The following is a 25,011-nucleotide window of genomic DNA, read 5'->3' as shown; positions in this document are numbered from 1 at the left end:
TCAAGGCCTATACTTGAATCCAGACAACCTGCCCTTGAATCCGGACAGCATGAGCCGTAAACACATTGATCTGCTGGATTTCAGCGAACTGCCGGCCCCGGTGTACTTCCGTTATGCCGACTTCGACGCGCACCGGTATGCCGCCGCTCACCGCCACCCATGGGGCACGCTGGAGTATTCGGCCCATGGCGTACTGCATATGGAGGTGGGTGGGAGCCGCTTCATGTCACCGCCGCACTATGCGATCTGGGTACCGCCGCAGACCGAGCATAGTTTCTACAGCCATCAGCCGATCAACTATCGCGCCGTGTGCCTGGCGCCACAGGTGTGTCGCGATCTGCCAGCGCAGGCCTGCACGCTGGCGATCAGTGACATTCTCAAGGCGATCCTCAAGGACTTCGCCACCCGCGATGTGAAAATCCCCACCCTGGCTGCCGACAAGCGCCTGGCCCAGGTGCTGATTGACCAATTGCAGCAGGCACCGGTTCACAGCGGCTATCTGCCCTACGCCAGCAGCGCGGCATTGTCGGGAGTGCTTGAAGCGTTGCAGGCGGCCCCGGGTGACAACCGCACGCAGACGCAATGGGCCGCGCACATGCACATCAGCGAGCGGACGCTGGCGCGCCAATGTCTGCGGGAACTGGGCATGAGTTTCGGCGAGTGGCGCCAGCGCCTGCGCTTCCTGGCCTCGATCGAGGCGTTGGACAGTCCACGCAGCATTCAGGAAGTCGCCTTCGACATGGGCTACAGCACGGCGTCAGCCTTTACCGCGATGTTTCAGCGTCAGGCCGGTTGTACGCCGGAACACTATCGTCGAAACAAAGGGTTTTGAACCGTGGGGGGATCATGTCGACAAGATCCCGTCTTTACGCCTTGGCCAGACGTTTCATACGCATAAGCAAGATCGGTACTTCATCTATCCGGCGACACGAGTTGTACGCTGCGCTGAGTAGTCTCTGAACGAACAAAATCCTGCGTGGTTCTCTGGTGAATCGGGTGCTATCCGGTTGGCCGGCCACGCCTGTTGTTTTGTTCAGCGCAGACTTTCAATCACGCCAAGAACTCAGGTAATGCCAGATGGAACTGACATCACACACCACGACTTCACCCGGGCCCGAGGCTCCGGCCAGCGTGCACCGCGCGTTCATCAAAGAGGCCATCCCTGGCTGGCTGGCGAAAGCCAGGCCGCAGCGACTGGAAGAATTGAGCGCCGCACGCGCCCCTCTCCCGCAGTGGACAAAGGATGTTTCGGCGGCCGACCACCTGGTCCTCAAGCGCATGATGGCCGCGAACTGGTCGGCGCAGAACGCGGTCGACAAGATGTTCGCAGACTTGAAAGACCCCTACGCATTTGCAGAGCCCCTGCTGATGGAGGCATTAAGCACGCAATACGGCGTTCGAGAGAATGTCAGGGAAACTTTTCTGAAGCTGTATTCACCCGCGAGCCATTCGCCTTGGGCCTATGACTTCGGCAAAGGGGCTACCAGTCGTACGATTTCGTTGCTCGATGCGGCACTGCACAACTTCTCAAGTTCGCAAGAATATTTGTCCGGGTCCGACTTTATAACCCGGCCCGATAGCTGGGGGCGTTTCCACATCAAGGACACCCGCCAGAAGATAACGATTGCGCAATTCCAGGCGCTTTGTCGGGCGCTGGACCTGGGGGCCAAGTATGCGGCCTATCTCGATGATTACCTGAACCTCTCCGACGGTCTGGCCAAAGGCGTACTGGAGTACCGAGTCATCGCCAGCCAGAAGGCCGCCCTGTCTGTTGCTCTGGAGTTGGCGCGGGTCAAGGGTGATGTGGGTGTTGAGGCCTATCGCTTGGTTCAGGGCCTGATCAACGACCAACCGCAGTCCACGAATGCCGTCAATTATTACCACTTGAGCATGATGGACACGCGCTTGAGGGGCATCGTGCTGATTGTTCCTGCTCACTTCGACCAGCGGGTGATTGCCTATGTGCCCCATGACCCAGAGCACCCAGTCAAGGAGTATGCCTCCTCGCTGGAGCTGCTCAATGAATTGACGCGCCAGTTGCGAGACCGACGTTATCAGCAGTTTTTCAGTCGCTTCGTCGATCACCGGCAACGGGGGTATTTCTTTGCCGACCTCAATCAACGCCTGACCCACGTCACCTGGCACCTCAAGGCGCCGGGTGAGGATCTGCCCAGTTGGCGAGAGACGCCGGTAGACCACCCGCGCCTGCATTATGGTGTCGTGTCGTTCAAGGACGACAACGAACATCGTTATGGCGGTAACGTCTGGCGGTACTTGTGCCAGCAGCAGGTGAACAAATTTTTCAACGATGCACGGGACGTGGTGGTTTCTACCGCCGAATCGGACCGCGCGGCGCGTTGGGCGTCGATCGACAACCTGGAAAGAATGCTCGGCGATATTTTCAATGTCGCGCTGATGGTTGTGGCGCCCTTCGTGCCGTTTTTCGGGGAACTGATGCTGGCGTACACCGCCTATCAATTGACCAGCGAAGTCGTCGAAGGGGTCGTGGATTTGAGCGAGGGGCAGTACCTGGAGGCCTCCGATCATCTGCTGGGGGTTGCCCAGAACCTGGCGCAATTGGCGGCCTTCGGGGCGGCTGGTGTCATCGGTGGACAATTTTATGCCAGGCTTTCGCCCATGATCGAAGGATCCCGGCAGGTGACCCTGGCTGATGGTCAGAAGCGCTTGTGGGGGCAGAACCTCGAACCCTACCAGCAACAGAACCTGATCCTGCCTCCAGACTCCAAACCCAATGAACTGTGGCTGCACCCGCATCAGGGCAAGTCGATCCTGCGCGTCGATTCGCGCCACTTCGAGTTGGTCAAGGATCCACAGACCGCTGGCCATCGGGTCGCGCACCCGGGCCGGGCGGATGCCTATCAGCCGACAGTGCAAAGCAATGGCGCCGGGGCGTTCGTGATCGAGGGCGAACGGCCGCAGGAATGGGATGAACACACCCTCATGGCCCGCCAGGGGCCCTTGGTCGAAGGCCTGGACGAGTCCTTTGACGACATGCGCGTGGTCAGTTGCTCACCCGTCGAAGCCTTGCGGCGCACCTATCGGGACAATGAGGCGCCACTGCCGCTGCTCAGCGATACGGCAACCCGGTTCCGGATTGATCAGCAGGTACAGACCTTCATTGAACAGATCGGCAGTGACCTGCCTGCGCACTACCTGCAAGCCGATCCCCTGACGCAACTGCAACTGCTGGACGGGCTGCTGACGGGCGAGCGGCGACTGCAGTTGATTGCCCGCGACGGCACCACAGTGCTCTGGGACAGCGGCTCGATTGCGGTTGCGCCTACGCGGATCTACGAGGACCGCTTGATCAACGGCGACCTGCTCCAGACCTTGTTGTCGCACCTGGATGAAGCCCAAACCCAGCACCTGATGGAGCAGGAACTCGGCGCTTCGGTGAGCACCCGGGAGGCTAATGCTCGCCTCCTCCGGGCAGAGCTCGCGCGCCGTGCAAGCGAGCAACGCATGGCGTTGTTCGAACGGCGCTACACCCTGAACGAAGCGGGTTGGCCGGCGCAGGTGCAAAGCGTGCGCCGACAAGTGCCGGGGCTGCCGGGCAGTGTCGCTCAGGAGCTATTGAATGTTGCCAGCGCGCAGGAGTTGCAAGCGCTCAGTGAAGGGCGGTTGCCAGCCCGACTCAAGGGGTTGGCTCAGGTGGCGCTGGACGAGGTCAGGGTCGCTCGCGCTTATGAAGGCATCTACCTGACCTCGGTCGAGGGTTTTGATACCGACAAGCTGGTCCTGCACTCCCTGGAGAACCTCCCGGGCTGGCCAGCGGATATCCAACTGCAGGTCCGCCGCTACGACGTGGAGGGCAGGATCGTGGACAGCATCGGCAACCAGGATGCGAAGCTCAAGCGCACAATCGTGGCGTTGGCCGATGGGCGTTTTCAGGTCTGCGACGAGCAGGGTCAGGTCCTGCATGCGGGGACTGATTTTTATGCCTCGATTCTGCAGGCATTGCCCAATGATGAGCTCAAGGGCTTGAACATTGGCCGGGGCGAAACTGAGCAACTCAAACAAGCGGTGCGTCAGCACTTGCTGCAGCGTGAGCAACTGCCCGCCATCCTGGACGCTCATCCGGCCCCCGTACCACCGACCATTGACCCGCGCTTGCTGCGACTGCGCGGTGGTGCGGCGGGTGACATTCCTGTGGAGGACACGCCTGAGGCGGTGCTGCGGACTCAAGGGCGTCTAAGGGTGCGGGCGGGTATTGCCTATGACGAGGCCGGGCAAGTGAGTACAGACACCTTCGATCAAGGATTGAGGGTTATAGATGCACAGTACTCGTTGAGGGGGCTAGTGACGCTTGAGTGGGCATTCTTCCACGCGCGCGAAAGCCCCTTGGCCACAGCAAGACTCAGGCAAAGCGTCGAGTCTTTACTCGAGTTGAACAAGCTGTTGACGCCTGAACAGTTTTCCAGCCTGTTGGACAATGCGTTCAACGAGCAACAATGGGAACTGTCCGCTGCGCAGCGGGAACTGGCCATGACCGCGCGCTATCTGAATCAAACCGGGCGTGCAGCTGAGTACCATGCGCTGGCGCAGTTGGCGACGGCCGAGGGAGCATCGTTGGACACCGCCGCTGACCTGTTCAGCTACGCGCGGGTATTTGAATGGCCAGCTCAGCCAGGCAAGGTCATTGAAGTCAGCGCGCCAACCCTGGCCAATCTGCAGTTGGCACAACGAACCATCACTCGCAGCAAGGAGCTGCTGCCCCTTTCCGGCAATCAGCGGCCAAGCATCTGGGAAAAAGGTGGTTCGGCCATCGCGAAGCTGAAAAACCTCAGGAAGATCGACCTGGAGACCGGCCTGCCCACCGCCGATCTGACAATCGCCGAAGCCGCCCAGGCGGCCATCAAGATCATGGGCGGCAATTGTTCGGAAAACTCCAAGGTGACCTTTTCGATTCTGGCCAGCCAGCCCAGAACGGCTGCGGTGCATATCGTCAGGGCCAGCGACTTCGACCATCAATACGTGCTCATCGGTGACCTGAGCAAGCCCGCCGAGTTGGTGGTCGCTGACTCCTGGCCCGAACTTCCCGCGGCACACCTGGCCCAGGAAGGCTATTTCAACTTTGACCCCGATCCGGTGATCAGTTTGGAGCCCGGGCCGGCAGTGGCCGAGTACAGCTTTATCCATGACACGCCACCTGGTCCCCCGGCGATACCCGCGCGAGGCAGCGATGACTCGACCCTGCGTGCAATCAAGGTCGCGAAGTTGCATCAGAAAGGGTCTTACGCCCAATGGACCTCATTGAAGGCACTGGGTGCTACCTATCGGGAGCCTGGCGGGCGGCCGGTGTCTTTCGAGCGCTATGGCGCCGAGCTTATTGAGCGCCGAGTAAAGGCTCATGAGGAGTACGAACATGTGATTGGCCCTGTCTAACGAGCTACGAAGTCGGGGCAGGGCAGGTTAATCGCCCCCTGACACTTTTTTCTCCTGGATGAACCTGTAACAGCAGTTGTCTACACTGCCATTCAAGCTGCGCCTTCCGGCGCAGCAACCAGGAGAAGTCGCTATGAAGATGCTGCGTATCCCGTTGTTGATGGTCGGCCTGCTGCTCTGCTCCCAGGGGTTTGCCGCCACGGCGCAACAGGACAAAATGACCACCTGCAACGCTGACGCCACCGCCAAGGCCCTCAAGGGTGACGAGCGCAAAGCCTTCATGAGCAATTGCCTCAAGGCGCAGCCGGCAGCCAATGACGCCAAGGCCCTGACCCCACAGCAAGAGAAGATGAAAACCTGCAACGCCACCGCCGCCACCCAGGCCCTTACCGGCGAGGCGCGCAAGACGTTCATGAGCGATTGCCTGAAGAAAAAGTAACCCTCCAAGCCACCCGTACCGGAGCCAGCGGTGCCGATCGATATCGGCCATCCGCTCGCTTCAAGGGCCGAACGCTGGCAGACTGCCAATCCTTTAACGCCGTTTGTTTTGAGGCTGTATGCCAACGTTTTCTCAGCGTCACGTGTTGCTGGTAGTCAGTTGGGTGATCATTTTTGGTGGCTTGCTGCTGGTCCTGCCCTTGCGGTTGTTGCCCAGTCTGCTGGCCGGGTTGCTGGTCTACGAACTGGTCAACATGCTCACCCCTCAACTGCAACGCCTGATCGAAGGACGGCGTGCGCGCTGGTTGGCGGTGGCCTTGCTGGGTACGCTGGTGGTCAGCGTGCTGGCGTTGATCTTTGCTGGCGCCTTCAGCTTTCTGCTGCATGAAGCGGAAAATCCCGGGGCGTCACTGGATAAATTCATGGGCGTGGTCGATAAGGCGCGCGGCCAGTTACCGCCGTTCGTCGACGCCTATTTGCCGGCCAGTGCCGCCGAGTTCCGCGTGGCCATCGGTGAGTGGCTGAGCAAACATTTGAGCGACCTGCAACTGGTGGGCAAGGACGCGGCGCACATGTTCGTCACCTTGCTGATCGGCATGGTGCTGGGGGCAATCATTGCCCTGCAACGGGTGCCTGACCTGACCAAACGCAAACCCCTGGCCGCTGCGCTGTTCGACCGCCTGCACCTGCTGGTCCAGGCCTTTCGCAACATCGTTTTTGCACAGATCAAGATTTCCCTGCTCAACACGTTCTTCACCGGGATCTTCCTGGCGGTGATCTTGCCGATGTTCGGCATTCACCTGCCGCTGACCAAGACCCTGATCGTGCTGACCTTCCTGCTGGGCTTGCTGCCGGTGATTGGCAACCTGATGTCCAACACCCTGATCACCATCGTCGGCTTGTCACTGTCGATCTGGGTGGCGATGGCGGCGCTGGGCTACCTGATTTTCATCCACAAGCTGGAATACTTCCTCAACGCGCGGATCGTCGGCGGGCAGATCAGTGCCAAGTCGTGGGAGCTGCTCCTGGCGATGCTGGTGTTCGAAGCCGCGTTCGGCCTGCCGGGGGTGGTGGCAGGGCCGATTTACTACGCGTACCTCAAGAGCGAGTTGAAGCAGGCGGGGATGGTCTAGGGTGTGGATGCCTTCGCTGGCCAGCGAAGGCTGCCGCCTCAATCCATCGAACCGTAACGCTTGGCCGCTTCAATCGCCAGACCGCTGCCGATGCTGCCGAAGATGTTGCCTTCGACATGGCGGGCGTTCGGCAGCATGGCCGAGACGCTGTTGCGCAGGGCCGGAATCCCGCTCGAACCGCCGGTGAAGAACACCGTGTCCACCTGGTCGACGCCGACATTGGCGTCCAGCAACAGTTGGCTGACGCTGTTGCGCACGCGCTCCAGCAGGCCGTCGATGGCGGACTCGAACAGTGCCCGGCTCAGTTCCACGCTCAACCCCGGCTCGATGCGGTCCAGCGGCACGTGGCGGCTGTCGGCATGGGTCAGCTGGATCTTGGTTTCTTCCACTTCCATGGCCAGCCAGTGCCCGGCGCGTTGCTCGATCAGCTTGAACAGGCGGTCGATGCCACCGGTGTCCTCGATGTCGTAGCGCATGCTGCCCAAGGCCAGCTGGGATTTTTGCGAGTACACCGAGTTGATGGTGTGCCAGGTGGCCAGGTTCATGTGCTGGCTGGTGGGCATGTAGGCGCCGCTTTTCATCCGGCTGCCGTAGCCGAACAGCGGCATCACGCCTTGCAGGCTCAGTTGCTTGTCGAAATCGGTCCCGCCGACGTGCACGCCGCCCGTGGCGAGGATGTCGTCCTGGCGCTCGCTCAGGCCGCGACGCTCGGGTGACAGGCGCACCAGGGAGAAGTCGGAGGTACCGCCGCCGATGTCGACAATCAGCACCAGCTCTTCACGCTCGATGGTCGACTCGTAGTCGAAGGCGGCCGCGATCGGCTCGTACTGGAACGACACTTCCTTGAAGCCAATGGCGCGGGCCACATCCACCAGGGTGTCTTCGGCTTCCTTGTCGGCCATCGGGTCGTCATCGACGAAGAACACCGGCCGGCCCAGCACCACTTCTTCGAATTCCCGACCGGCGGCGGTCTCGGCGCGTTGCTTCAACTGGCCGATGAACAGGCCCAGCAGGTCCTTGAACGGCATCGCCGTGCCCAGGACACTGGTGTCGTGCTTGATCAGCTTGGAGCCCAGGAGGCTCTTGAGCGAACGCATCAGGCGCCCTTCGTAGCCTTCCAGGTACTCGTGCAGCGCCAGGCGACCGTACACCGGGCGGCGTTCCTCGATGTTGAAGAACACCACCGAAGGCAGGGTGATCTTGTCGTCCTCCAGCGCGATGAGCGTTTCCATGCCAGGGCGCAGCCAGCCGACAGTGGAGTTGGACGTGCCGAAGTCGATACCGCAGGCACGAGCTGGAGATGCGTTTTTCATGTCTTTCTGGTTCCGGTTAAAAAACGGCCGCGCAGTGTATGTCAGTGCGACGCAGAATCGAAGGCCGACTATCCGCTAAATCTCAGCTTTAAGCGCCTTGAAAGACTATCCTTGTTCCCCAAACTTACAGGCATGGCTTGGCAGCCACTGCGCGATCAACGGATCTGCCCGGCTGCCGATAAACTTCTGCTGCGCTGTCCGGTCACAACCTTGAGATCGGTCAAGCCCGCTGCGCCCTGATGGTGCATGCTGGCAGACGGCGCGATATCGATAACGGATGGTGATCCCCGCGATGGACTTCAAAGACTATTACAAGATTCTCGGTGTTGAACCGACCGCTGACGACAAGACGATCAAGGCCGCCTATCGCAAGCTGGCGCGTAAATATCACCCTGACGTCAGCAAGGAAAAGGACGCCGAAGCCAAATTCAAGGACGCCTCGGAAGCCTATGAAGCGCTGAAAAGTGCCGACAAGCGCGCCGAGTACGACGATCTACGCCGCTATGGCCAGCATGGCCAGCCCTTCCAGGGACCTCCTGGCTGGCAGAGCCGTGGCGGTTTTGGCGGTGCCCAGGACAGCGGCGACTTCTCGGACTTCTTCAGTTCGATCTTCGGTAACCGTGGCCCAGGCTTCGGTGGTGCACAGTCTGGCCGCAGCGCCGGTCGGCGAGGGCAGGACGTGGAAATGGAACTGGCGGTCTTTCTCGAAGAGACCTTGTCGAACGAGTCGAAGAAGATCAGCTTCCAGGTGCCGCAGTACAACGCGGCAGGCCAGCACGTCAGCAACACGGCCAAGAGCCTCAACGTGAAGATCCCCGCCGGCGTGACCGACGGCGAGCGCATCCGCCTCAAAGGCCAGGGCGCGCCAGGGATCGGTGGCGGCGCCAATGGCGACCTGTACCTGACGATTCGTTTTGCGCCGCACCCAAAATTCGACGTCGAAGGCGAGAACCTGATCATCACCCTGCCGCTGGCACCGTGGGAACTGGCCTTGGGCGCCGAGGTGGCGGTGCCGACCCTGACCGGCAAGATCAACCTCAAGGTCCCGGCCGGCAGCCAGAACGGCCAGCGCATGCGCGCCAAGGGCCATGGCCTGCTGAACAAGGCCGGCGAGCGCGGGTACCTGTTCGTGCAGCTCAAGGCCGTGATGCCCAAGACCTGCGACGACGAGGTCAAGGCGCTGTGGCAGGAACTGGCGAAAAAAGCCGCGTTCAACCCACGTGAGCACTTCTGATCGAGAACATTTGAGTTCCAGAACCTGGAGTAACTGACAATGAGCAGTCCCCTGATCGTTCAACTGGACATGGCGCAATTCTGTGAGGCGACCGATCTATCGGACGTCTACGTGATCGAAATCGTCGAGCACGGCATCCTCGAACCTCAGGGCGCACAGCCCAAGGACTGGCGGTTCAACGACTATGAGCTGGCGGTCGCCAAGCGCGCCGCCAAGCTGCGCCACGACCTGGAACTGGAATGGGAGGGCGTTGCCCTGGCGCTCGACCTGCTCGAAGAAGTGCAGCAACTGCGCGCCGAGAACCAGATGCTCAAGCAGCGCCTGGCGCGGTTGGTGGTGGAGTAAGTGTTTTATTCCCCTCGCGCTCTGATTTTGCCTTGAATCGTCGACAAACTGGCTTTTTGCACACTGCGCTGTGTGGGGTTACCGCTGAGGTCGTAAGTTACGGAATATTCGCGGGTGGCGCCACTTGGTAGTGTTCTCGGCGGCGGAACGGGTGCGAGTGGAGGTTCATAGGGGGTGCTCTTCCAGATTTCACGGGAACTACTAGGTTCTCCTGGTTTTTGGTTGGGACTAAGAATGCCTACTTGCCCACCGGTATCATTAAAGCGGGGTAACTGTCTCTTTGGTGGAATCGGCGGAGGAGCTTCACTCCGAATTGCGTGATCACGAAAGCTGCGAGTGGTTTCACCCGAGTGCTTTCTAGCCAATAGCGGCATAGTTGGACGCGTCGCCCTGCCAGGGAAGTTTGGATTGCTAATGCCCATTTGCATTTGGTTGGCAGGTGAGGTGAGGGGAATAGCCGTAGAAGCCGGTTCAGGCGTACGGGGGACTAAAGGGGTTACGCTAGAGGTGCTGGAGGCCCTAGCCAGTGACGTACGGGGGCCGCGGAAAAGTCCCGGCAACTTAATATGCCCCGTCGGATCCGAAAAATTCACCGGGTCCCCCACGCAATACGTATACGCATTCAACCCGCCCCGTCCAAACGGGCTCCAACTGTCTGGACTATGAAAACGCATCAAAATCAGGTTGTAAGCGCGGTAGCCATTGCCCAGCAAATACCCGCGCAGTTGCACTTCGCGCAGTTCGCCGTTAAAACCCAGCCCCGTCGTCACTGTCTGTTGTCCGGACTGCTGGCCGTAGGGGGAGTAAGCGATAGGGGTGGTCCGATCCCGCGTAATCTCAGCGATGATGGAGTGTTTGTTGTCGGCGGCCAGCAGCAGGGTTCGGGCCTGGCGCGAGCCGTCGTTCCTGGCAGATCGAGAGTGGGTCATGACCGGCCTTCCTTGTGAAGAGGTGCGACGCTAATCAACTTTACCTATAACGTATAACGCTGGTAACTAGCAGAACTGCTAGTAAGGCGTCCCCCTTGCCACTGAAATGCCCCCGTCCGATCAAAACGGACCGCTCGTCGATGGTGCCCGACCTGCCAATACAGCCAGGGCATCAGCTCAGAACAGGAAATATTACTGCGCCATTGATAATGGTATCTGCCGGCTCATTGCACGGCGCATCCGGGCGGGTGGTATATAAGTGTTTTTGGTATTCGGATAGTCGAAGATTAGTACTTTGTTTGGCGCGCTTATTTGCGGCTATTTGGTTTATTTATCTGCTCGTCTTTTTAGTAAGTTTGATGCTCTTGAAAGTAATTTGAGTGAATCAAACGATGGCTGAATTAAATAAGCAGTTAGCAAATGGTGGGGCAGTTGCGCTCGCTGAGGATAAAGGGCCTCACTATGATTTTGTAAAGAATAAACTGCCTGCTTGGCTGTTGGAGGCAACACCGCAAAGACGCAGGGAGCTGCTCGACGCCGGGCTGGCTCGGCCCCGTCGGCATGAAATTGCAACCCAGGATCACCAGGCTGCTTTTAAGCTTAGTAGTCGGCAGAGTTACGCTTCGCAAAATGCGCTCGATCAGATGCTGGTTGACCTCAAGGACATCAAGGCCTTTTCCCGGCCATTGCTGACGGCTGCAATGGCGAAAAAGTTCAACGTTTCGGTGGATGTTGATAACACGCTGTTATCCTACGCGGTCTCGAACCCCGAACCTTTTGCCGACGATATTCGATTAACCAGCAGTCTGCTGGATGCTGCTTTGCATAACTTTACCGAGGCTGACGAAGCTGACACGTATGGAACAACGCGCAGTAGCAACAGTGTGTTGCTTGTTTCACCGCAAGGAAAGTTGCCTTTTACCGTTGAACAATTTGCCGCGTTGTGTCGAGAGTTGGACCTGGGCGCCAAGTATCAGGCGCATATCAACAGCGCACTGGGTGTCGCCGAGGCCGAGTCTGAAAGTGCCCTGAAGGCCAGGGTCATGCTTAGTCAGCAGCATGCGTTCAGTGCAGCCATCGACCTTGCGCGAATGCAGGGTGATATCGACAGGGTCACTCCCGATTCAAGTATTTATCGTCTGCTTATCCGGGTCCGGGACCACTCGGATGACCTGAGTCTGGATGGCAAGCCTGTGCAATTCAACGGGTTGAAACTGCTCGGGGATACCGAGTTGATCGGCGTCGTACTCATTGGGCCGGACCGCATCAGCAGTGAGACGGTGCAGCGCCTGGTTGTCTACATTCCTCATGACCCGTTCAGCCCAATCAAGGAATACCCTTCGGCACAGCATTTCTATAACGAATTGCGTGAGCGATTGCGTGACCCTGCCTATCAGGCGTTTTTCAGTCGGTTTGTCAGGCAGGAAGACAAGGCGCGTTTTTTCAGACGGTTGAATGATCGGCTGTCGCCACTTGAACAGCAGCCCAACAGCCACATTTATGTAAGAACGCCTGACCCTGACGCCAGGATCCATATGGAGGAAACGCCGGTTCGATGGGCGCTGTGGGTTTTTCTGTTCGATCAGCAACTGAACAAACTCCTCAACGATATAGCGTTTGTCGCAGTGTCCACGGCAGATGCCGATGCGCAGGCGCGTAATGACAAACTGCTGGGCTATCTCGGTACGGCGCTGGCGGTCCTCAATGTCGTTGCGTTGTTTGTCCCGCCCCTGGGTGTGGCGATGATGGCGGTAATGGCGACGCAACTGACCGATGAGTTGGTAGAAGGCGTCGAGGCATTGGCGCAGGGCGACAGGAATGAGGGTTTTGTCTATCTGATGGATGTTGCACAAAACATCGCTCAGCTAGCGTCGCTTGCAGCCGTTGGTCCTGAGGGGGCCGAGCCGATTGCCCCCCTCAAGCGTTCGCCGATTATCGATAGTATGAAACAGGTCACCTTGGCGAATGGAGAGACTCGGTTGTGGAAACCCGATCTAAAACCCTACGAGCACCCAGAAGCATTGCCGGCCGCTCTGAAGCCCAATGAACTGGGTTTGCTGCATCACGATGGCCAGGCGTTCCTGGTCCTGGGCGACAAGCACTACCGGGTGAAAATAGACCCTGTCAGCGGCCAGTACCGGATCGTGCATCCTGCCAGGGCAAATGCCTATGCGCCCGAACTCAACCACAACGGCTTCGGCGCCTGGCGCCATGAAGTGGAGCAACCTCGGACCTGGGAGGTCCGTGAATTGATGCGACGAATAGGGCACGGTGTCCGTGAGTTCAGCGACGCCGAGCTTGAACAGATTCGCCATGTCAGCGGCACCGATGAGGGGGTCTTGCGTCGAATGCACGTCGAGAGCGAGCCACCGGCACCGATGTTGGCCGATACGATGACTCGATTTGCCGCGTACAGGCAGGTCGAGGCATTTATCACCGACATGCAGAACGCCTCATCCAGCACTTCTGCAACCGATCACTCGATCAATCAGCTGCATGTCATGACGCGGTACGGCGCGTGGCCGGAGACGGTATCGATACGGATTATTGATGGGCAGGCGAAGACCCTCTGGGAGTACGTCAATCCGCAGGGCGTACAGGGCAAGGTGCGGATCGTGCAGGTCCATGATGCGCAGGTTCGAGGGGGGCGACTGCTGAAAACCATCCTGGAAAGTCTCACTGAAAGTGAAACCGATGTTGTGCTTGGCCAAAAGCCTGGAGCCCCTCGGGATGTTCTGGAGAAGCGTGTCGAGATCCCGCGCGGACGCATCGCTCGGCTGGCCGAAAGCCATAAGGTTGAGTTCTTCAATGATATCTACAACGCCAGGCCCCCCAGCCGCGATCCACGGCTCAGTCTGATCAAGTCGCGCTTTTCCAGCGTACCCGCGAGGGTGATTGAACAGTTGTTGGCCGACGCCCGCCCGGGTGAGCTTCAGCAAATGGCCAAATGGGACTTTGCCGACAAGCTGCAAACCAAGCCCATCCCCCTGCGCCTGGCGGAAGAGCTGCGCTGGATCCAGCGCGAGGTGCGCCTGTCACGAGCCTACGAGGGGCTTTACCTGGGCGATTTGGTGGGGCCGGACGCAGAGGCGCTGGTACTCAACTCACTGAAAAAACTGCCGGGCTGGTCGGATGATGTGCGAATTGAGGTTCGAGACGGCTCGTTCAGCGGAACGCTGCGGGCCAGTGTCGGTCCCGAGCATGCCGATAGCCGAAAGGTGCTGGTGCGCAATGACCTGGGGCGGTACGAGGCTCGTGACCAGGATGATGGGCATTTGCACGGAGCCGATGATCTTTATGCTGCGCTTCAGCATGCCTTGCCGGATATCCAGCGCGAAGCGATAGGCTTGCCTCATGTGGGGCAAGGACCCGCGTTGAAAGCGTTGATCAGGCAGCACCTGCTCACTCGCGGTGAGTTGCGGTCGTTACTGGGGATGCAACCGATCAATCCCGGATTCAGGGCGCCCCAGCGCTGGATCGATAGTCGCCTGGGTTATCCGCTGTCCGGGCGCGGGGCGGGTTTGAATCCCGCGCCGGTATCGGACGAGGCAAGAGTGCTCAAGCTGTTTCCCAACTTCACGGATGGTCAGGTTGACGGTTTTCTGGAGTTGTTGGGCGCTGAGCGAGAGTTGTACCTGGTCAATTTCGAGGCGGAGTATCAACGTTTGCAGAGTTGGTCGCAGCAATGGCTGTCGACCCCGTCCACGCGTGTTTTGCCAAATGGCAGTGTTGTAGCTGTCGAGCAGCATGAAAAACAAGTGGTCGCAGAATTGCTCAAGCGTTGCTGGCAAAGACAGTCACTCAAATACTCGCGCTATGGTGTCCGTCGGGGGTATGAACTGACGCTGCGAGGTCGAGCCATTGGGGCGCTGCCTGCTCTGGAGGTGGACTTTGGTCATGTGAATTTTCTGGACCTCAGTGACATGGGCCTCATGGCGGCGCCCAATGAGTTTCTTGAATCGTTTCCCTTTGTTCAACGCTTGGAACTGCAGGCCAACCGTCTTGTAGACATACCCGCGCAACTGGATGAAATGCCCAGCCTTGTGTATTTGGACCTGTCCAATAATGACCTCAGGTTAACCACCGATGAAGCGCTGTCACTGGCTCGGATGAAGGGGCTCAGAGAGTTGAATCTAAACCACAACCCGTTGGCGCGAGTGCCTGATCTAAGCCAGATGACGGAACTGGGCGTGGTTCGATTGCAGGGCACCGGGATCAGTCAATGGCCAGTAGGGCTGGCCGATCAACCCCGTCTGACCATGGTCGATTTGCGTGATAATCAGCTCACCTCGTTTCCCGAATGGGCGGTGAATCCACCTGCGCAACAGTCGGCGGCCATCAATCGGGTATTGAGGGTCACTGAACTGAACGGAAATCCTCTTTCCGATCAAGGCATCGCGCAATATGGGGAGATTCTGGCGCGTATCTACCTGGACAACGATGAGGCCGGATTGGCGCCGGTTCCCCCTGATGCCCCGGATGATCGTGGTGCTGCCGGTGGCACTCTGGCGCCATCGACACAGCGTGTAGAGCGTTGGTTGCGTGATACGCCGGCGCAGGAGCGCAATACCAGAAGGACGCAATGGGCACTCCTCGACAGCGAAGCCCTCGCCAGAGAAGCCGCCGCAGGGGACGCGGGCAGGGCGGTCAGTGAAAGCGAGGAGTTTTTCCGGTTACTGGAAAAATTGCATGCGACGGCCGAGTACAAAAAAGCCTATCCAGATCTCAAGGCTCGGGTTTGGGCGGTGCTGGATGCGGCCGAAGAAAACGCAGTGCTGCGTCGTGAACTGTTCCAGTTGGCGGGGGAGCCGGAAACCTGCAGTGATCGTGCTGCGCTGATGTTCAGCCAATTGGAAATCAAGGTCCTGACTCATAAGGCCCTGGCGCGCGTAGGCGATAGCGGCGCAGGTCTTCAATTGCTCAAACTGGCCAAAGGCCTGTTTCGTCTGGATGAGGTGGAAGCGTTTGCGCTCAAGGACATTAACGAGCGCATCAAAACGATAGTCCGTTCCGATACAACGACGCACGAAAAGGGTCGCCAGCTGTTGTTGATGGATCAAATCGAAGTGCGGCTTTCTTATCGGGTCAACCTCAGGGACCGGCTTGACCTACCAGGCCAGCCTACGAAGGCTGAATACGCGGGTTTGCAATACGTGCCTCGCGCCAAGCTGCAGGCAGCAGAGCAGTATGTGAACAGCCTGAAGGACTCGAAGGCCGAGATTGAATCGATCGCGCGCCGTGATTTCTGGGCACAGTATCTGAAAGAAAAATACCGTTCCCGGTTCGATCTGGCCTATGAATCAATCCTTGAACGCCTGGAGCAACTGGACATCGCCCGGACCACGATGACCAGTGATGCCTACAACACTCAGTCCAAGGCCCTGGCCGCTGAGGCCAGGGTTGTCGAACAAAGGCTTATCGACCTGCTGACGCCAGAGGAAATACTCAGCCTGGAAGAGGGCGGTAATGGTGCATAACGGATAGATCGAACCCCGAATGTTGCCTGAGGCAGTCTTCGGGGTTTGTGCGCAGTCAGAACAAGAAATACCGCTGCGCCATCGGCAACACATCCGCCGGCTCACACCACAACAGTTCGCCATCGGCCTTGACCTGGTAGGTCTGCGGGTCGACGTCGATGCTGGGCAGGTAGTCGTTGTGGATCAGGTCGGTCTTGCGCACGCTGCGGCAGCCCTTGACCACGGCGATGGTCTTCTTCAAGCCCAATGCCTGCGCCAACCCTGCCTCCTGTGCGGCCTGGCTGATGAAGGTCAGGCTGGTGGCGTGCAACGAGCCGCCAAAGCTTGCGAACATCGGCCGGTAGTGCACCGGTTGTGGCGTTGGAATCGAGGCGTTGGCGTCGCCCATGAGGCTGGCGGCAATCGCTCCGCCCTTGAGAATCAGGCTGGGCTTGACCCCGAAGAACGCCGGGCGCCAGAGCACTAGGTCGGCCCATTTACCCACTTCGATCGAACCCACTTCGTGGCTGATGCCGTGGGTGATCGCCGGGTTGATGGTGTACTTGGCGAGGTAGCGCTTGGCGCGGAAGTTGTCGTTGTCCTGGCCATCACCCGGCAGTGGGCCACGCTGTTGCTTCATCTTGTCGGCGGTTTGCCAGGTGCGGATGATGACTTCGCCGACCCGGCCCATGGCCTGGCTGTCGGAACTGATCATCGAGAACGCCCCGAGGTCGTGCAGGATGTCCTCGGCGGCGATGGTTTCACGGCGGATGCGGCTTTCGGCGAAGGCCACGTCCTCGGCAATGCTGGGGTCCAGGTGATGGCAGACCATCAGCATGTCCAGGTGTTCGTCGATGGTGTTGCGGGTGAACGGCCGGGTCGGATTGGTCGAACTCGGCAGCACGTTGGCAAAACCGCAGGCCTTGATGATGTCCGGGGCGTGACCGCCACCCGCGCCTTCGGTGTGGTAGGTGTGGATGGTGCGGCCTTTGAAGGCGGCGAGGGTGGTTTCGACGAAACCCGACTCATTGAGGGTGTCGGTGTGGATCGCCACCTGCACGTCATACTGGTCGGCCACCGTCAGGCAGTTGTCGATGCTCGCCGGGGTGGTGCCCCAGTCTTCGTGCAGCTTGAGGCCAATGGCGCCGGCCTTGACCTGCTCGATCAACGGTCCCGGCAGGCTGGCGTTGCCCTTGCCGGTGAGGCCGATGTTCATCGGGAAGGCGTCAGCGGCCTGGAGCATGCGCGCCAGGTGCCAGGGCCCGGAGGTGCAGGTGGTGGCGTTGGTGCCGGTGGCAGGACCGGTGCCGCCACCGATCATGGTGGTCACGCCGCTCATCAAGGCTTCTTCGATCTGCTGCGGGCAAATGAAGTGGATATGGCTGTCGATGCCGCCGGCGGTGAGGATCATGCCTTCGCCGGCGATCACTTCGGTCCCGGCGCCGATGGCCATGCTCACATTGGGCTGGATATCCGGGTTACCGGCCTTGCCGATGGCAGCGATGCGCCCGTCCTTGAGGCCGACATCGGCCTTGACGATGCCCCAGTGATCGAGGATCAGCGCGTTGGTGATCACCGTGTCGACGACGTCGGCCGCCAGCAACTGGCTCTGGCCCTGGCCGTCGCGGATCACTTTGCCGCCGCCGAACTTCACTTCTTCGCCGTAGGTGGTGAAGTCCTTCTCGACCTCGATCCACAACTGGGTGTCGGCCAGGCGAACCTTGTCACCGACGGTGGGGCCGAACATGTCGGCGTAGGCTTGGCGGGAGATTTTCATTCGTTCGCCTTGAGATTCAGGAAAATTTGAAGTCGTTCGCTGCGCTCACTATCGCGGGCAAGCCCGCTCCCACAGGGGAATGCGATCACCTGTGGGAGCGGGCTTGCCCGCGAAGAGGCCAGGGCAGACGCGGTAAAATTTAAAGGTCACCCATGATCCGTCCGGCAAACCCGAACACCCGGCGATGCCCGGCCAGGTCCACCAACTCCACGTCGCGGCTCTGCCCCGGTTCGAAGCGCACCGCAGTACCGGCCGGGATGTTCAGGCGCATGCCGCGGGTAGCGGCGCGGTCGAAGGTCAGGGCGTCATTGGTTTCGAAAAAGTGATAGTGCGAGCCGACCTGGATCGGCCGGTCGCCACTGTTGGCCACGGTCAGGCTCAGGGTGCGCCGGCCGACGTTGAGCTCGATCTCGCCGGGCTGGATCCGGTATTCGCCAGGAATCATGCAGGTTGTCCCAGGGTCTTGAAGTAGATGGCGGTCGGCGCGTAGTGGCCGTCCGGGCTTTGGCAGTAGTTGGGCAGTTCGCCGACGCGGGTGTAGCCCAGTGACTGGTAGAAAGTTTCCGCGGGCGAGCCGGCCTCGGTATCCAGGTACAACAGGCCACGCTGATGCTGGCGCGCGGCAAGCTCCAGGGCATTCATCAACTGCTGGCCGAGTCCACGTCGACGGGCCTGGTGCAGGACCTGGAGTTTTTGCACCTCGGCGCGATTACGTCCGTTGGCCTTCTGGCACAGGCCCAGTTGCACGCTGGCCAGGACCTTTTCTTCCTGGACCACCACCCACAAGAGCAGGTTGCCGTTCTCCAGGTCGGCCTGGACGGCGTTGAGGTAGGCGCGGGCCTGGGCGTCATCGATATCGGCCAGAAAACCGATCGAGGCCCCGTGCTGCACGGCGTCGAACAGCAAGTCGTTCAAGCCCTGGCGGTAGTGGGCAAAACTTTCCGGGTTGACCCGGCGTAGTTGGGCGGCGTTCATCGTGGCTTACTCCTTGTTGGCCAGGGGTGGCTCAGAGCCTGGATTGAGGGTCAATTGCATGAACGTCAGGTCGAGCCAGCGACCGAACTTGGTGCCCACTTGCGGCATCTGTCCGGTGGTGATGAAGCCGGCCCGCTCATGCAGGCGGATCGATGCCGCGTTGCCGCTCTCGATGGCGGCCACCATTACATGTTTGCCAGCCTCCCTGGCGCGCACCACCAGCGCTTCCATCAGGCGCGGACCGAGGCCGTTGCCACGCTGGTCGTTGCGCACGTACACCGAGTGTTCCACGGTGTGGCGAAACCCATCGAAGGGCCGCCAGTCGCCAAAGGAGGCGTAGCCGAGCACCTGCTCGTCGGCAGCGGCCATGACCAGGACCGGGTAGCCCTGGGCATGGCGGGCGCTGAACCAGGCTTGACGATTGGCCAGGTCGACCGCCTGTTCATTCCAGATCGCGGTGGTGTTGAGCACGGCATCGTTGTAGATGTCGCAAATCGCCGGCAGGTCGGCGGGCACGGCATCGCGGATGTGATACGGCATGGCGCGACCTCAGGCGATGGGTTGATGGACGGTGACCAGTTTGGTGCCGTCGGGAAAGGTGGCTTCGACCTGGATCTCCGGGATCATCTCCGGGATGCCGGGCATCACCTGTTCGCGCTGCAGCAGGGTCGTGCCCAAGTGCATCAGTTCGGCCACGCTCTGGCCGTCCCGCGCGCCTTCGAGCAGCGCGGCGCTGATGTACGCCATGGCCTCCGGGTAATTGAGCTTGACGCCGCGGGCCAACCGCCGCTCAGCCACCAGGCCGGCAGTGAAGATCAACAGCTTGTCTTTTTCGCGTGGGGTCAGGTCCATCGTGTAAATCCATCTGGGCAGAAAAAAAGAGCACTCGTAAGGTCGACCCGAACCCGTTGCCGGTGTTCAGGTATTCCATATTCGCGGCGCCAGCGCCTCGCGGCCGAGCAGGGCCGGGCGCAGCAGTGTCCATAGATCAATCAGCCAACCCCGTGCCAGCAAGGTTTCACTGGCCAGGCAACGGGCGACCAGCAGCCCGGGAAGCTGGGTCAGATCCCCGCGTACCGGGTTGGGCAGCGAACGACAGGCCTGCAGCAGTTCGCTGTCGATCTCGCCGGTCACCAGCAAGGTGGCAAACACCGGCTGGCCGTCCAGGCCAATCGGCGAGTCGAGCAAACCGTCAGCGCCGACAATGCGCTGACGTTCGTGCCAGAGCAACTGGCCGTCGCGGCGGATCTCCAGTTGCGCTTGAAAGTGCCCCTGCTCGAAGCGTTCGCCGCTGGCCGGGCGACCCAGCGCCACCACGTCCCAATAAAACAATCGGGCATCGCCCTGCAGTTCGATCGAGGTCTTGAGCTCGGCCTGGGCGGCGCTGAAGACGATGGTCTCCTGGGGCAGCCATTCCAGGGTGGCACCGGCGGCGACCTGCAAGTCGAGCTGCTGATAGGCGGGGCTGGCGGCGCGATACCACTTGGCGGCGCCGGGGCTGGTCAATTGCGCCCAGGCGTTGGGCCCGACACTGGCGCGGACCTCCAGGCGATCACCGCCGGCAATCCCTCCGGGCGGGTGGACGATGATGTGCTGGCACACTTGGGGGCCTTCGGCGTACAGGTGTTTTTGCACCCGCAGCGGACCCTGGTGGCGACGCAGGGTCGGCCGCGTGCTGTCGCCGAAGCGGGCGTAGCCGAGCTCAAGCTCGGCATGCCAGCTGGGTGTGAATACGATGTGTTGGGCAGGGGCAGTCATATTTTCTGATTATCGTCGGGACGCTAGAGACTAGATCGTTACCAGGCCGCGTACACCCTCGGCTTCCATGTTTTCGCCGCGACCTTGCTGGACGATCTCGCCCCGGGACATCACCAGGTATTGATCGGCCAGCTCAGCGGCGAAGTCGTAGAACTGCTCCACCAGCAGGATCGCCATGTCACCGCGTGCCGCGAGCTGCTTGATCACCGCGCCGATCTCCTTGATCACCGAGGGCTGGATGCCTTCGGTGGGTTCATCGAGGATCAGCAGGCGGGGCCGGCTGGCCAGCGCACGGCCGATGGCCAACTGTTGCTGCTGGCCGCCTGAGAGGTCACCGCCACGGCGTTGCTTCATCTGCAGCAGCACCGGGAACAGCTCGTAGATGAAGGCCGGCACTTCCCGGGCTTCGGCGCCCGGGAAACGCGACAGCCCCATCAACAGGTTTTCCTCGACGCTCAGCCGGGCGAAGATTTCCCGGCCCTGGGGAACATAGGCGATGCCTGCGTGAACCCGCTGGTGCGGTTTGAGCCCGCTGATGGTCTTGCCCTCCCAGTTCACCGCACCTTCCTTGGCTGGCAGCAGGCCCATCAGGCATTTGAGCAGGGTGGTCTTGCCCACGCCGTTACGCCCGAGCAGGCAGGTGACTTCGCCAACCTTCACCTCGAAGCTCAGGCCCCGCAGGATGTGGCTGCCACCGTAGTACTGATGCAATTTATCGACTTGCAGCATGTTCAACTTCTCCTCAATTCCTTGTAGGAGCGGGCGCTCGCTCCTGCAGAGAGCAATCCGCACCTGCGTTCAGCGCCCGAGATAAACCTCGATCACCCGCTCGTTGTCCTGCACCTGCGCCAGCGACCCCTCGGCCAGCACGCTGCCCTGGTGCAATACGGTGACGTGGTCGGCGATCGAACCGACGAAGCCCATGTCGTGTTCCACCACCATCAATGAATGTTGACCGGCCAGGCGCTTGAACAGCTCGGCGGTGAACTCGGTCTCGGCATCGGTCATGCCCGCCACCGGTTCATCGAGCAACAGCAGTTGCGGGTCTTGCATCAGCAGCATGCCGATTTCCAGGAACTGCTTTTGCCCGTGGGACAACAAGCCTGCGGGGCGATTGACCGAGGCGGTCAGGCGAATGGTGTCCAGGACCTCACTGATCCGATCGCGCTGCTCGCCATTGAGCCGGGCGCGCAAACTGGCCCATACCGACTTGTCGGTTTTTTGCGCCAGCTCGAGGTTCTCGAACACGCTCAGGGCTTCGAACACTGTCGGTTTCTGGAACTTGCGGCCGATCCCGGCCTGGGCAATCTGCACTTCGCTCATCCGGGTCAGGTCCAGGGTCTCGCCGAACCAGGCCTTGCCGTGACTGGGCCGGGTCTTGCCGGTGATCACATCCATCAGGGTGGTCTTGCCGGCACCGTTGGGGCCGATGATGCAGCGCAGTTCACCAACGCCGATGTACAGGTTCAGGCTGTTCAGCGCCTTGAAGCCATCGAAGCTGACACTGATGTCCTCCAGGGTGAGGAGGGTGCCGTGGCGGGTGTTCAGGCCTTTTCCGGCGCGCTGTCCAAGGCCGATGGCATCGCGGCTGCTGCCGGCATCCTTGTTCGGTTCCAGGATCGGTTCGAGCATGAAATCGGCGGTCGCAGTGACTCTCATTGTTCACCTCTTTTTTTCAGCAGGCCGATCACGCCTTTGGGCAGGTACAGGGTGACGATGATGAACAGCGCACCGAGGAAGAACAGCCAGTATTCGGGGAAAGCCACGGTGAACCAGCTCTTCATGCCGTTGACCACGCCGGCGCCCAGCAGTGGCCCGATCAGCGTGCCGCGTCCGCCCAGGGCCACCCAGACGGCGGCTTCGATGGAGTTGGTCGGGGACATTTCGCTGGGGTTGATGATGCCCACCTGGGGCACATACAGCGCACCGGCCAGGCCGCACAGCACCGCACTCAAGACCCAGACAAACAGCTTGAACCCGCGTGGGTCGTAGCCGCAGAACATCAGGCGGTTTTCCGCGTCGCGCAGGGCGGTCAGCACCCGGCCGAATTTGCTCTGCGCCAGGCGCCAGCCAATGAACAGGCTGGCCACCAGCAACAACACGGTGGCGCTGAACAGTACCGCGCGAGTGCCGGGTTCGGTGATGCCGAAGCCGAGGATGGTGCGAAAGTTGGTGAAGCCGTTGTTGCCGCCAAACCCGGTCTCGTTGCGGAAAAACAGGAGCATGCCGGCGAAGGTCAGGGCCTGGGTCATGATCGAGAAGTACACGCCCTTGATCCGCGAGCGAAAGGCGAAGAAGCCGAACACCAGCGCCAGCAGACCCGGGGCCAGCACCACCAGGCACAGGGTCCAGAGAAAACTGCTGGTGCCGGTCCAGAACCACGGCAGCTCCGTCCAGGAGAGGAAGGTCATGAACGCCGGCAAGCCGTCCCCCGAGGCCTGGCGCATCAGGTACATGCCCATGGCGTAGCCACCGAGGGCGAAGAACAGGCCGTGGCCCAGGGACAGCAGGCCGGCGTAACCCCAGACCAGATCCAGGGCGAGGGCGACGATGGCGTAGCAGAGGATCTTGCCGACCAGGGTCAGGGTATAGGCCGAGACATGCAGGGCGTTGTCGGCGGGCAGCAGCGACAGCAGCGGTAGCGCCAGCAGCAACAACACCAGCAGCGTACCGACGACAATCGTCACCTTGGGCCCGGCCTTGCGGGTGGCGGTAATGAGCAGGGGCTGGTTCATCAGTCGATTACCCGTCCTTTGAGTGCGAAGAGGCCTTGCGGGCGTTTCTGGATGAACAGAATGATCAGCGCGAGGATCAGGATCTTGCCCAGCACCGCACCGATCTGCGGCTCCAGGATCTTGTTGGCGATCCCCAGGCCGAAGGCGGCGAACACGCTCCCGGCCAGTTGGCCGACGCCACCGAGCACCACCACCAGGAAGGAGTCGATGATGTAGCTCTGGCCGAGGTCCGGGCCGACGTTGCCGATCTGGCTCAGCGCCACGCCGCCGAGCCCGGCGATCCCGGAGCCGAGGCCGAAGGCGAGCATGTCCACTCGCCCGGTGGGCACGCCACAGCAAGCGGCCATGTTGCGATTCTGGGTGACGGCGCGCACGTTCAGGCCCAGGCGGGTCTTGTTCAGCAGCAGCCAGGTGAGCACCACCACAAACAGGGCAAAGGCGATGATCACGATACGGTTGTACGGCAGCACCAGGTTGGGCAGGACCTGGATCCCGCCCGAGAGCCAGGCCGGGTTGGCGACCTCGACGTTCTGCGCGCCGAACAGCAGGCGCACCAGTTGGATCAGCATCAGGCTGATGCCCCAGGTGGCGAGCAGGGTTTCCAGCGGGCGCCCGTAGAGGTGGCGGATCACCGTGCGTTCCAGCGCCATGCCGATACCGGCGGTGACGAAAAACGCCACCGGCAAGGCCAGGAGTGGATAGAACTCGATGGCGTTGGGGGCAAAGCGCTGGAGCAGCATTTGCACCATGTAGGTGGAGTAGGCGCCGAGCATCAGCATTTCGCCGTGGGCCATGTTGATCACCCCCAGCAGGCCGAAGGTGATGGCCAGCCCCAGGGCCGCCAGCAGCAGGATCGAACCCAGGGACATGCCGCTGAATGCCTGGCCGAGCAACTCGCCCACCAGCAGTTTGCGTTTGACCTGACCGAGGCTGGTCTGCGCTGCGGTGAGCACCGCGGCGTCGGCTTCGACCCCAGGTTCGAGCAGGTTTTCCAGGCGAGTGCGGGCCAGTGGGTCGCCGGTTTCGCCGAGCAGACGCACCGCAGCCAGGCGCACGGCAGGGTCGCTGTCCACCAGTTGCAGGTTGGCCAGGGCCAGGCTCAGGGCCGCGTGAACCTGCTCATCCGTTTCGCCCGCCAGTTGCTGGTCGAGGAATTTCAGTTGCGCCGGCTTGGCGCTTTTCTGCAGTTGTTGCGCCGCACCGAGCCGCACCCGGGGATCGGCGGCGAGCAGTTGCTGGCTGGCCACGGCGGTGTCGATCAGACCCCGCAGGCGATTGTTCAGGCGCAGGGTCTTGGCTTGGCCGTCGACGGTCACTACGCCTTGCTGCAAGGCATTGATCAATTCGACGCGCGCCGGATCGGGCTGCGCGGCCCAGGCTTCGAGCAGCCTGGCTTGCTGCGCCGGATTGGCGGCGACGAAGTCTTCGCTGTCGCCGGCCTGGCTGGCCAGTGGCAGCAGGAGCGCGATGAGGAGGATTAAGCGGTGAAGGCCAGTGGGCATGATGTATCGC

19 protein-coding genes are annotated in these 25,011 nt (G+C 60.7%); 7 read left to right on the top strand and 12 right to left on the bottom strand.

The window, feature by feature from the left end:
* Positions 1-49: 49 nt before the first annotated feature.
* The 4 genes from H7995_RS00795 (at position 50) to H7995_RS00780 (ending at position 6,977) form a co-directional block, all read left to right on the top strand.
* The gene (locus H7995_RS00795) at positions 50-832 is read left to right on the top strand and encodes an AraC family transcriptional regulator (RefSeq protein WP_166589871.1); all 783 of its coding nucleotides are present in this window, start codon (positions 50-52) and stop codon (positions 830-832) included.
* A gap of 245 nt (positions 833-1,077) precedes the next feature.
* Positions 1,078-5,406 (top strand): dermonecrotic toxin domain-containing protein, encoded by a 4,329-nt coding sequence (locus H7995_RS00790; protein ID WP_244647549.1) that lies wholly within the window; start codon positions 1,078-1,080, stop codon positions 5,404-5,406.
* Between the two features lie 133 nt (positions 5,407-5,539).
* Positions 5,540-5,845, top strand: coding sequence for a PsiF family protein (locus tag H7995_RS00785; RefSeq protein ID WP_166589872.1), 306 nt, complete (start codon positions 5,540-5,542; stop codon positions 5,843-5,845).
* A gap of 118 nt (positions 5,846-5,963) precedes the next feature.
* Positions 5,964-6,977 (top strand): AI-2E family transporter, encoded by a 1,014-nt coding sequence (locus H7995_RS00780; RefSeq protein WP_095169528.1) that lies wholly within the window; start codon positions 5,964-5,966, stop codon positions 6,975-6,977.
* Positions 6,978-7,015: 38 nt separating this feature from the next.
* Here the strand turns inward: H7995_RS00780 and H7995_RS00775 are convergent, their stop codons facing one another.
* The gene (locus H7995_RS00775) at positions 7,016-8,290 is read right to left on the bottom strand and encodes an Hsp70 family protein (protein WP_166589873.1); all 1,275 of its coding nucleotides are present in this window, start codon (positions 8,288-8,290) and stop codon (positions 7,016-7,018) included.
* A 292-nt stretch (positions 8,291-8,582) separates the two neighbouring features.
* On the opposite strand from H7995_RS00775, the gene H7995_RS00770 reads away from it, so the two are divergent.
* Positions 8,583-9,524 (top strand): DnaJ C-terminal domain-containing protein, encoded by a 942-nt coding sequence (locus H7995_RS00770; protein WP_185817826.1) that lies wholly within the window; start codon positions 8,583-8,585, stop codon positions 9,522-9,524.
* A gap of 39 nt (positions 9,525-9,563) precedes the next feature.
* Entirely contained in the window at positions 9,564-9,869 is a 306-nt protein-coding gene (locus H7995_RS00765) for a chaperone modulator CbpM (protein ID WP_166589875.1), read from the top strand.
* Positions 9,870-9,874: 5 nt separating this feature from the next.
* Here the strand turns inward: H7995_RS00765 and H7995_RS00760 are convergent, their stop codons facing one another.
* The gene (locus H7995_RS00760) at positions 9,875-10,798 is read right to left on the bottom strand and encodes an RHS repeat-associated core domain-containing protein (RefSeq protein ID WP_185817825.1); all 924 of its coding nucleotides are present in this window, start codon (positions 10,796-10,798) and stop codon (positions 9,875-9,877) included.
* A gap of 392 nt (positions 10,799-11,190) precedes the next feature.
* Here H7995_RS00760 and H7995_RS00755 point away from each other — a divergent pair, with 392 nt between their 5' ends.
* Complete coding sequence (locus H7995_RS00755; protein WP_185817824.1) at positions 11,191-16,275, top strand: NEL-type E3 ubiquitin ligase domain-containing protein; 5,085 nt, start codon at positions 11,191-11,193, stop codon at positions 16,273-16,275.
* A 55-nt stretch (positions 16,276-16,330) separates the two neighbouring features.
* Here H7995_RS00755 and ureC read toward each other — a convergent pair whose 3' ends face one another.
* The 10 genes from ureC to urtB form a co-directional block, all read right to left on the bottom strand.
* A complete protein-coding gene (gene ureC, locus H7995_RS00750) occupies positions 16,331-18,031 on the bottom strand; it encodes an urease subunit alpha (protein WP_166589878.1) in 1,701 nt (566 codons plus the stop codon).
* A gap of 139 nt (positions 18,032-18,170) precedes the next feature.
* Positions 18,171-18,476: an urease subunit beta gene (locus tag H7995_RS00745; RefSeq protein ID WP_166589879.1), complete on the bottom strand. Its 306-nt coding sequence runs from the start codon at positions 18,474-18,476 to the stop codon at positions 18,171-18,173.
* Positions 18,473-19,006: a GNAT family N-acetyltransferase gene (locus tag H7995_RS00740; RefSeq protein WP_166589880.1), complete on the bottom strand. Its 534-nt coding sequence runs from the start codon at positions 19,004-19,006 to the stop codon at positions 18,473-18,475. Before H7995_RS00740 ends, H7995_RS00745 begins: the two co-directional genes overlap by 4 nt.
* A gap of 6 nt (positions 19,007-19,012) precedes the next feature.
* A complete protein-coding gene (locus H7995_RS00735) occupies positions 19,013-19,546 on the bottom strand; it encodes a GNAT family N-acetyltransferase (RefSeq protein ID WP_182343294.1) in 534 nt (177 codons plus the stop codon).
* 9 nt (positions 19,547-19,555) lie between these two features.
* Complete coding sequence (gene ureA, locus H7995_RS00730) at positions 19,556-19,858, bottom strand: urease subunit gamma (RefSeq protein WP_166589882.1); 303 nt, start codon at positions 19,856-19,858, stop codon at positions 19,556-19,558.
* A 66-nt stretch (positions 19,859-19,924) separates the two neighbouring features.
* Positions 19,925-20,764 carry an urease accessory protein UreD gene (locus tag H7995_RS00725; protein WP_166589883.1) on the bottom strand — a complete coding sequence of 280 codons (840 nt, stop codon included), beginning with the start codon at positions 20,762-20,764 and terminating at the stop codon, positions 19,925-19,927.
* Between the two features lie 30 nt (positions 20,765-20,794).
* Entirely contained in the window at positions 20,795-21,493 is a 699-nt protein-coding gene (gene urtE, locus H7995_RS00720) for an urea ABC transporter ATP-binding subunit UrtE (RefSeq protein WP_166589884.1), read from the bottom strand.
* A 69-nt stretch (positions 21,494-21,562) separates the two neighbouring features.
* Positions 21,563-22,423 (bottom strand): urea ABC transporter ATP-binding protein UrtD, encoded by an 861-nt coding sequence (urtD, locus tag H7995_RS00715; RefSeq protein WP_166589885.1) that lies wholly within the window; start codon positions 22,421-22,423, stop codon positions 21,563-21,565.
* Positions 22,420-23,499, bottom strand: a complete 1,080-nt coding sequence (gene urtC / locus H7995_RS00710) for an urea ABC transporter permease subunit UrtC (RefSeq protein WP_166589886.1) — start codon at positions 23,497-23,499, stop codon at positions 22,420-22,422. The genes urtD and urtC overlap by 4 nt, the downstream gene beginning before the upstream one ends.
* Complete coding sequence (gene urtB, locus H7995_RS00705) at positions 23,499-25,001, bottom strand: urea ABC transporter permease subunit UrtB (protein ID WP_166589887.1); 1,503 nt, start codon at positions 24,999-25,001, stop codon at positions 23,499-23,501. The genes urtC and urtB overlap by 1 nt, the downstream gene beginning before the upstream one ends.
* Between the last annotated feature and the right edge of the window lie 10 nt (positions 25,002-25,011).

The organism is Pseudomonas kielensis (assembly GCF_014236655.1).
GTDB classification, from domain to species: domain Bacteria; phylum Pseudomonadota; class Gammaproteobacteria; order Pseudomonadales; family Pseudomonadaceae; genus Aquipseudomonas; species Aquipseudomonas kielensis.
The sequence above is the reverse complement of the archived record's forward strand: the minus strand, read 5'-3'. Positions and strand labels throughout refer to the sequence as shown.

Bases quoted from the DNA above. Each gene is read 5' to 3' on its own strand.
- H7995_RS00795 (WP_166589871.1), top strand. From the start codon at position 50: ATGAGCCGTAAACACATTGATCTGCTGGATTTCAGCGAACTGCCGGCC.
- H7995_RS00790 (WP_244647549.1), top strand. From the start codon at position 1,078: ATGGAACTGACATCACACACCACGACTTCACCCGGGCCCGAGGCTCCG.
- H7995_RS00785 (WP_166589872.1), top strand. From the start codon at position 5,540: ATGAAGATGCTGCGTATCCCGTTGTTGATGGTCGGCCTGCTGCTCTGC.
- H7995_RS00780 (WP_095169528.1), top strand. From the start codon at position 5,964: ATGCCAACGTTTTCTCAGCGTCACGTGTTGCTGGTAGTCAGTTGGGTG.
- H7995_RS00775 (WP_166589873.1), bottom strand. From the start codon at position 8,290: ATGAAAAACGCATCTCCAGCTCGTGCCTGCGGTATCGACTTCGGCACG.
- H7995_RS00770 (WP_185817826.1), top strand. From the start codon at position 8,583: ATGGACTTCAAAGACTATTACAAGATTCTCGGTGTTGAACCGACCGCT.
- H7995_RS00765 (WP_166589875.1), top strand. From the start codon at position 9,564: ATGAGCAGTCCCCTGATCGTTCAACTGGACATGGCGCAATTCTGTGAG.
- H7995_RS00760 (WP_185817825.1), bottom strand. From the start codon at position 10,798: ATGACCCACTCTCGATCTGCCAGGAACGACGGCTCGCGCCAGGCCCGA.
- H7995_RS00755 (WP_185817824.1), top strand. From the start codon at position 11,191: ATGGCTGAATTAAATAAGCAGTTAGCAAATGGTGGGGCAGTTGCGCTC.
- ureC (WP_166589878.1), bottom strand. From the start codon at position 18,031: ATGAAAATCTCCCGCCAAGCCTACGCCGACATGTTCGGCCCCACCGTC.
- H7995_RS00745 (WP_166589879.1), bottom strand. From the start codon at position 18,476: ATGATTCCTGGCGAATACCGGATCCAGCCCGGCGAGATCGAGCTCAAC.
- H7995_RS00740 (WP_166589880.1), bottom strand. From the start codon at position 19,006: ATGAACGCCGCCCAACTACGCCGGGTCAACCCGGAAAGTTTTGCCCAC.
- H7995_RS00735 (WP_182343294.1), bottom strand. From the start codon at position 19,546: ATGCCGTATCACATCCGCGATGCCGTGCCCGCCGACCTGCCGGCGATT.
- ureA (WP_166589882.1), bottom strand. From the start codon at position 19,858: ATGGACCTGACCCCACGCGAAAAAGACAAGCTGTTGATCTTCACTGCC.
- H7995_RS00725 (WP_166589883.1), bottom strand. From the start codon at position 20,764: ATGACTGCCCCTGCCCAACACATCGTATTCACACCCAGCTGGCATGCC.
- urtE (WP_166589884.1), bottom strand. From the start codon at position 21,493: ATGCTGCAAGTCGATAAATTGCATCAGTACTACGGTGGCAGCCACATC.
- urtD (WP_166589885.1), bottom strand. From the start codon at position 22,423: ATGAGAGTCACTGCGACCGCCGATTTCATGCTCGAACCGATCCTGGAA.
- urtC (WP_166589886.1), bottom strand. From the start codon at position 23,499: ATGAACCAGCCCCTGCTCATTACCGCCACCCGCAAGGCCGGGCCCAAG.
- urtB (WP_166589887.1), bottom strand. From the start codon at position 25,001: ATGCCCACTGGCCTTCACCGCTTAATCCTCCTCATCGCGCTCCTGCTG.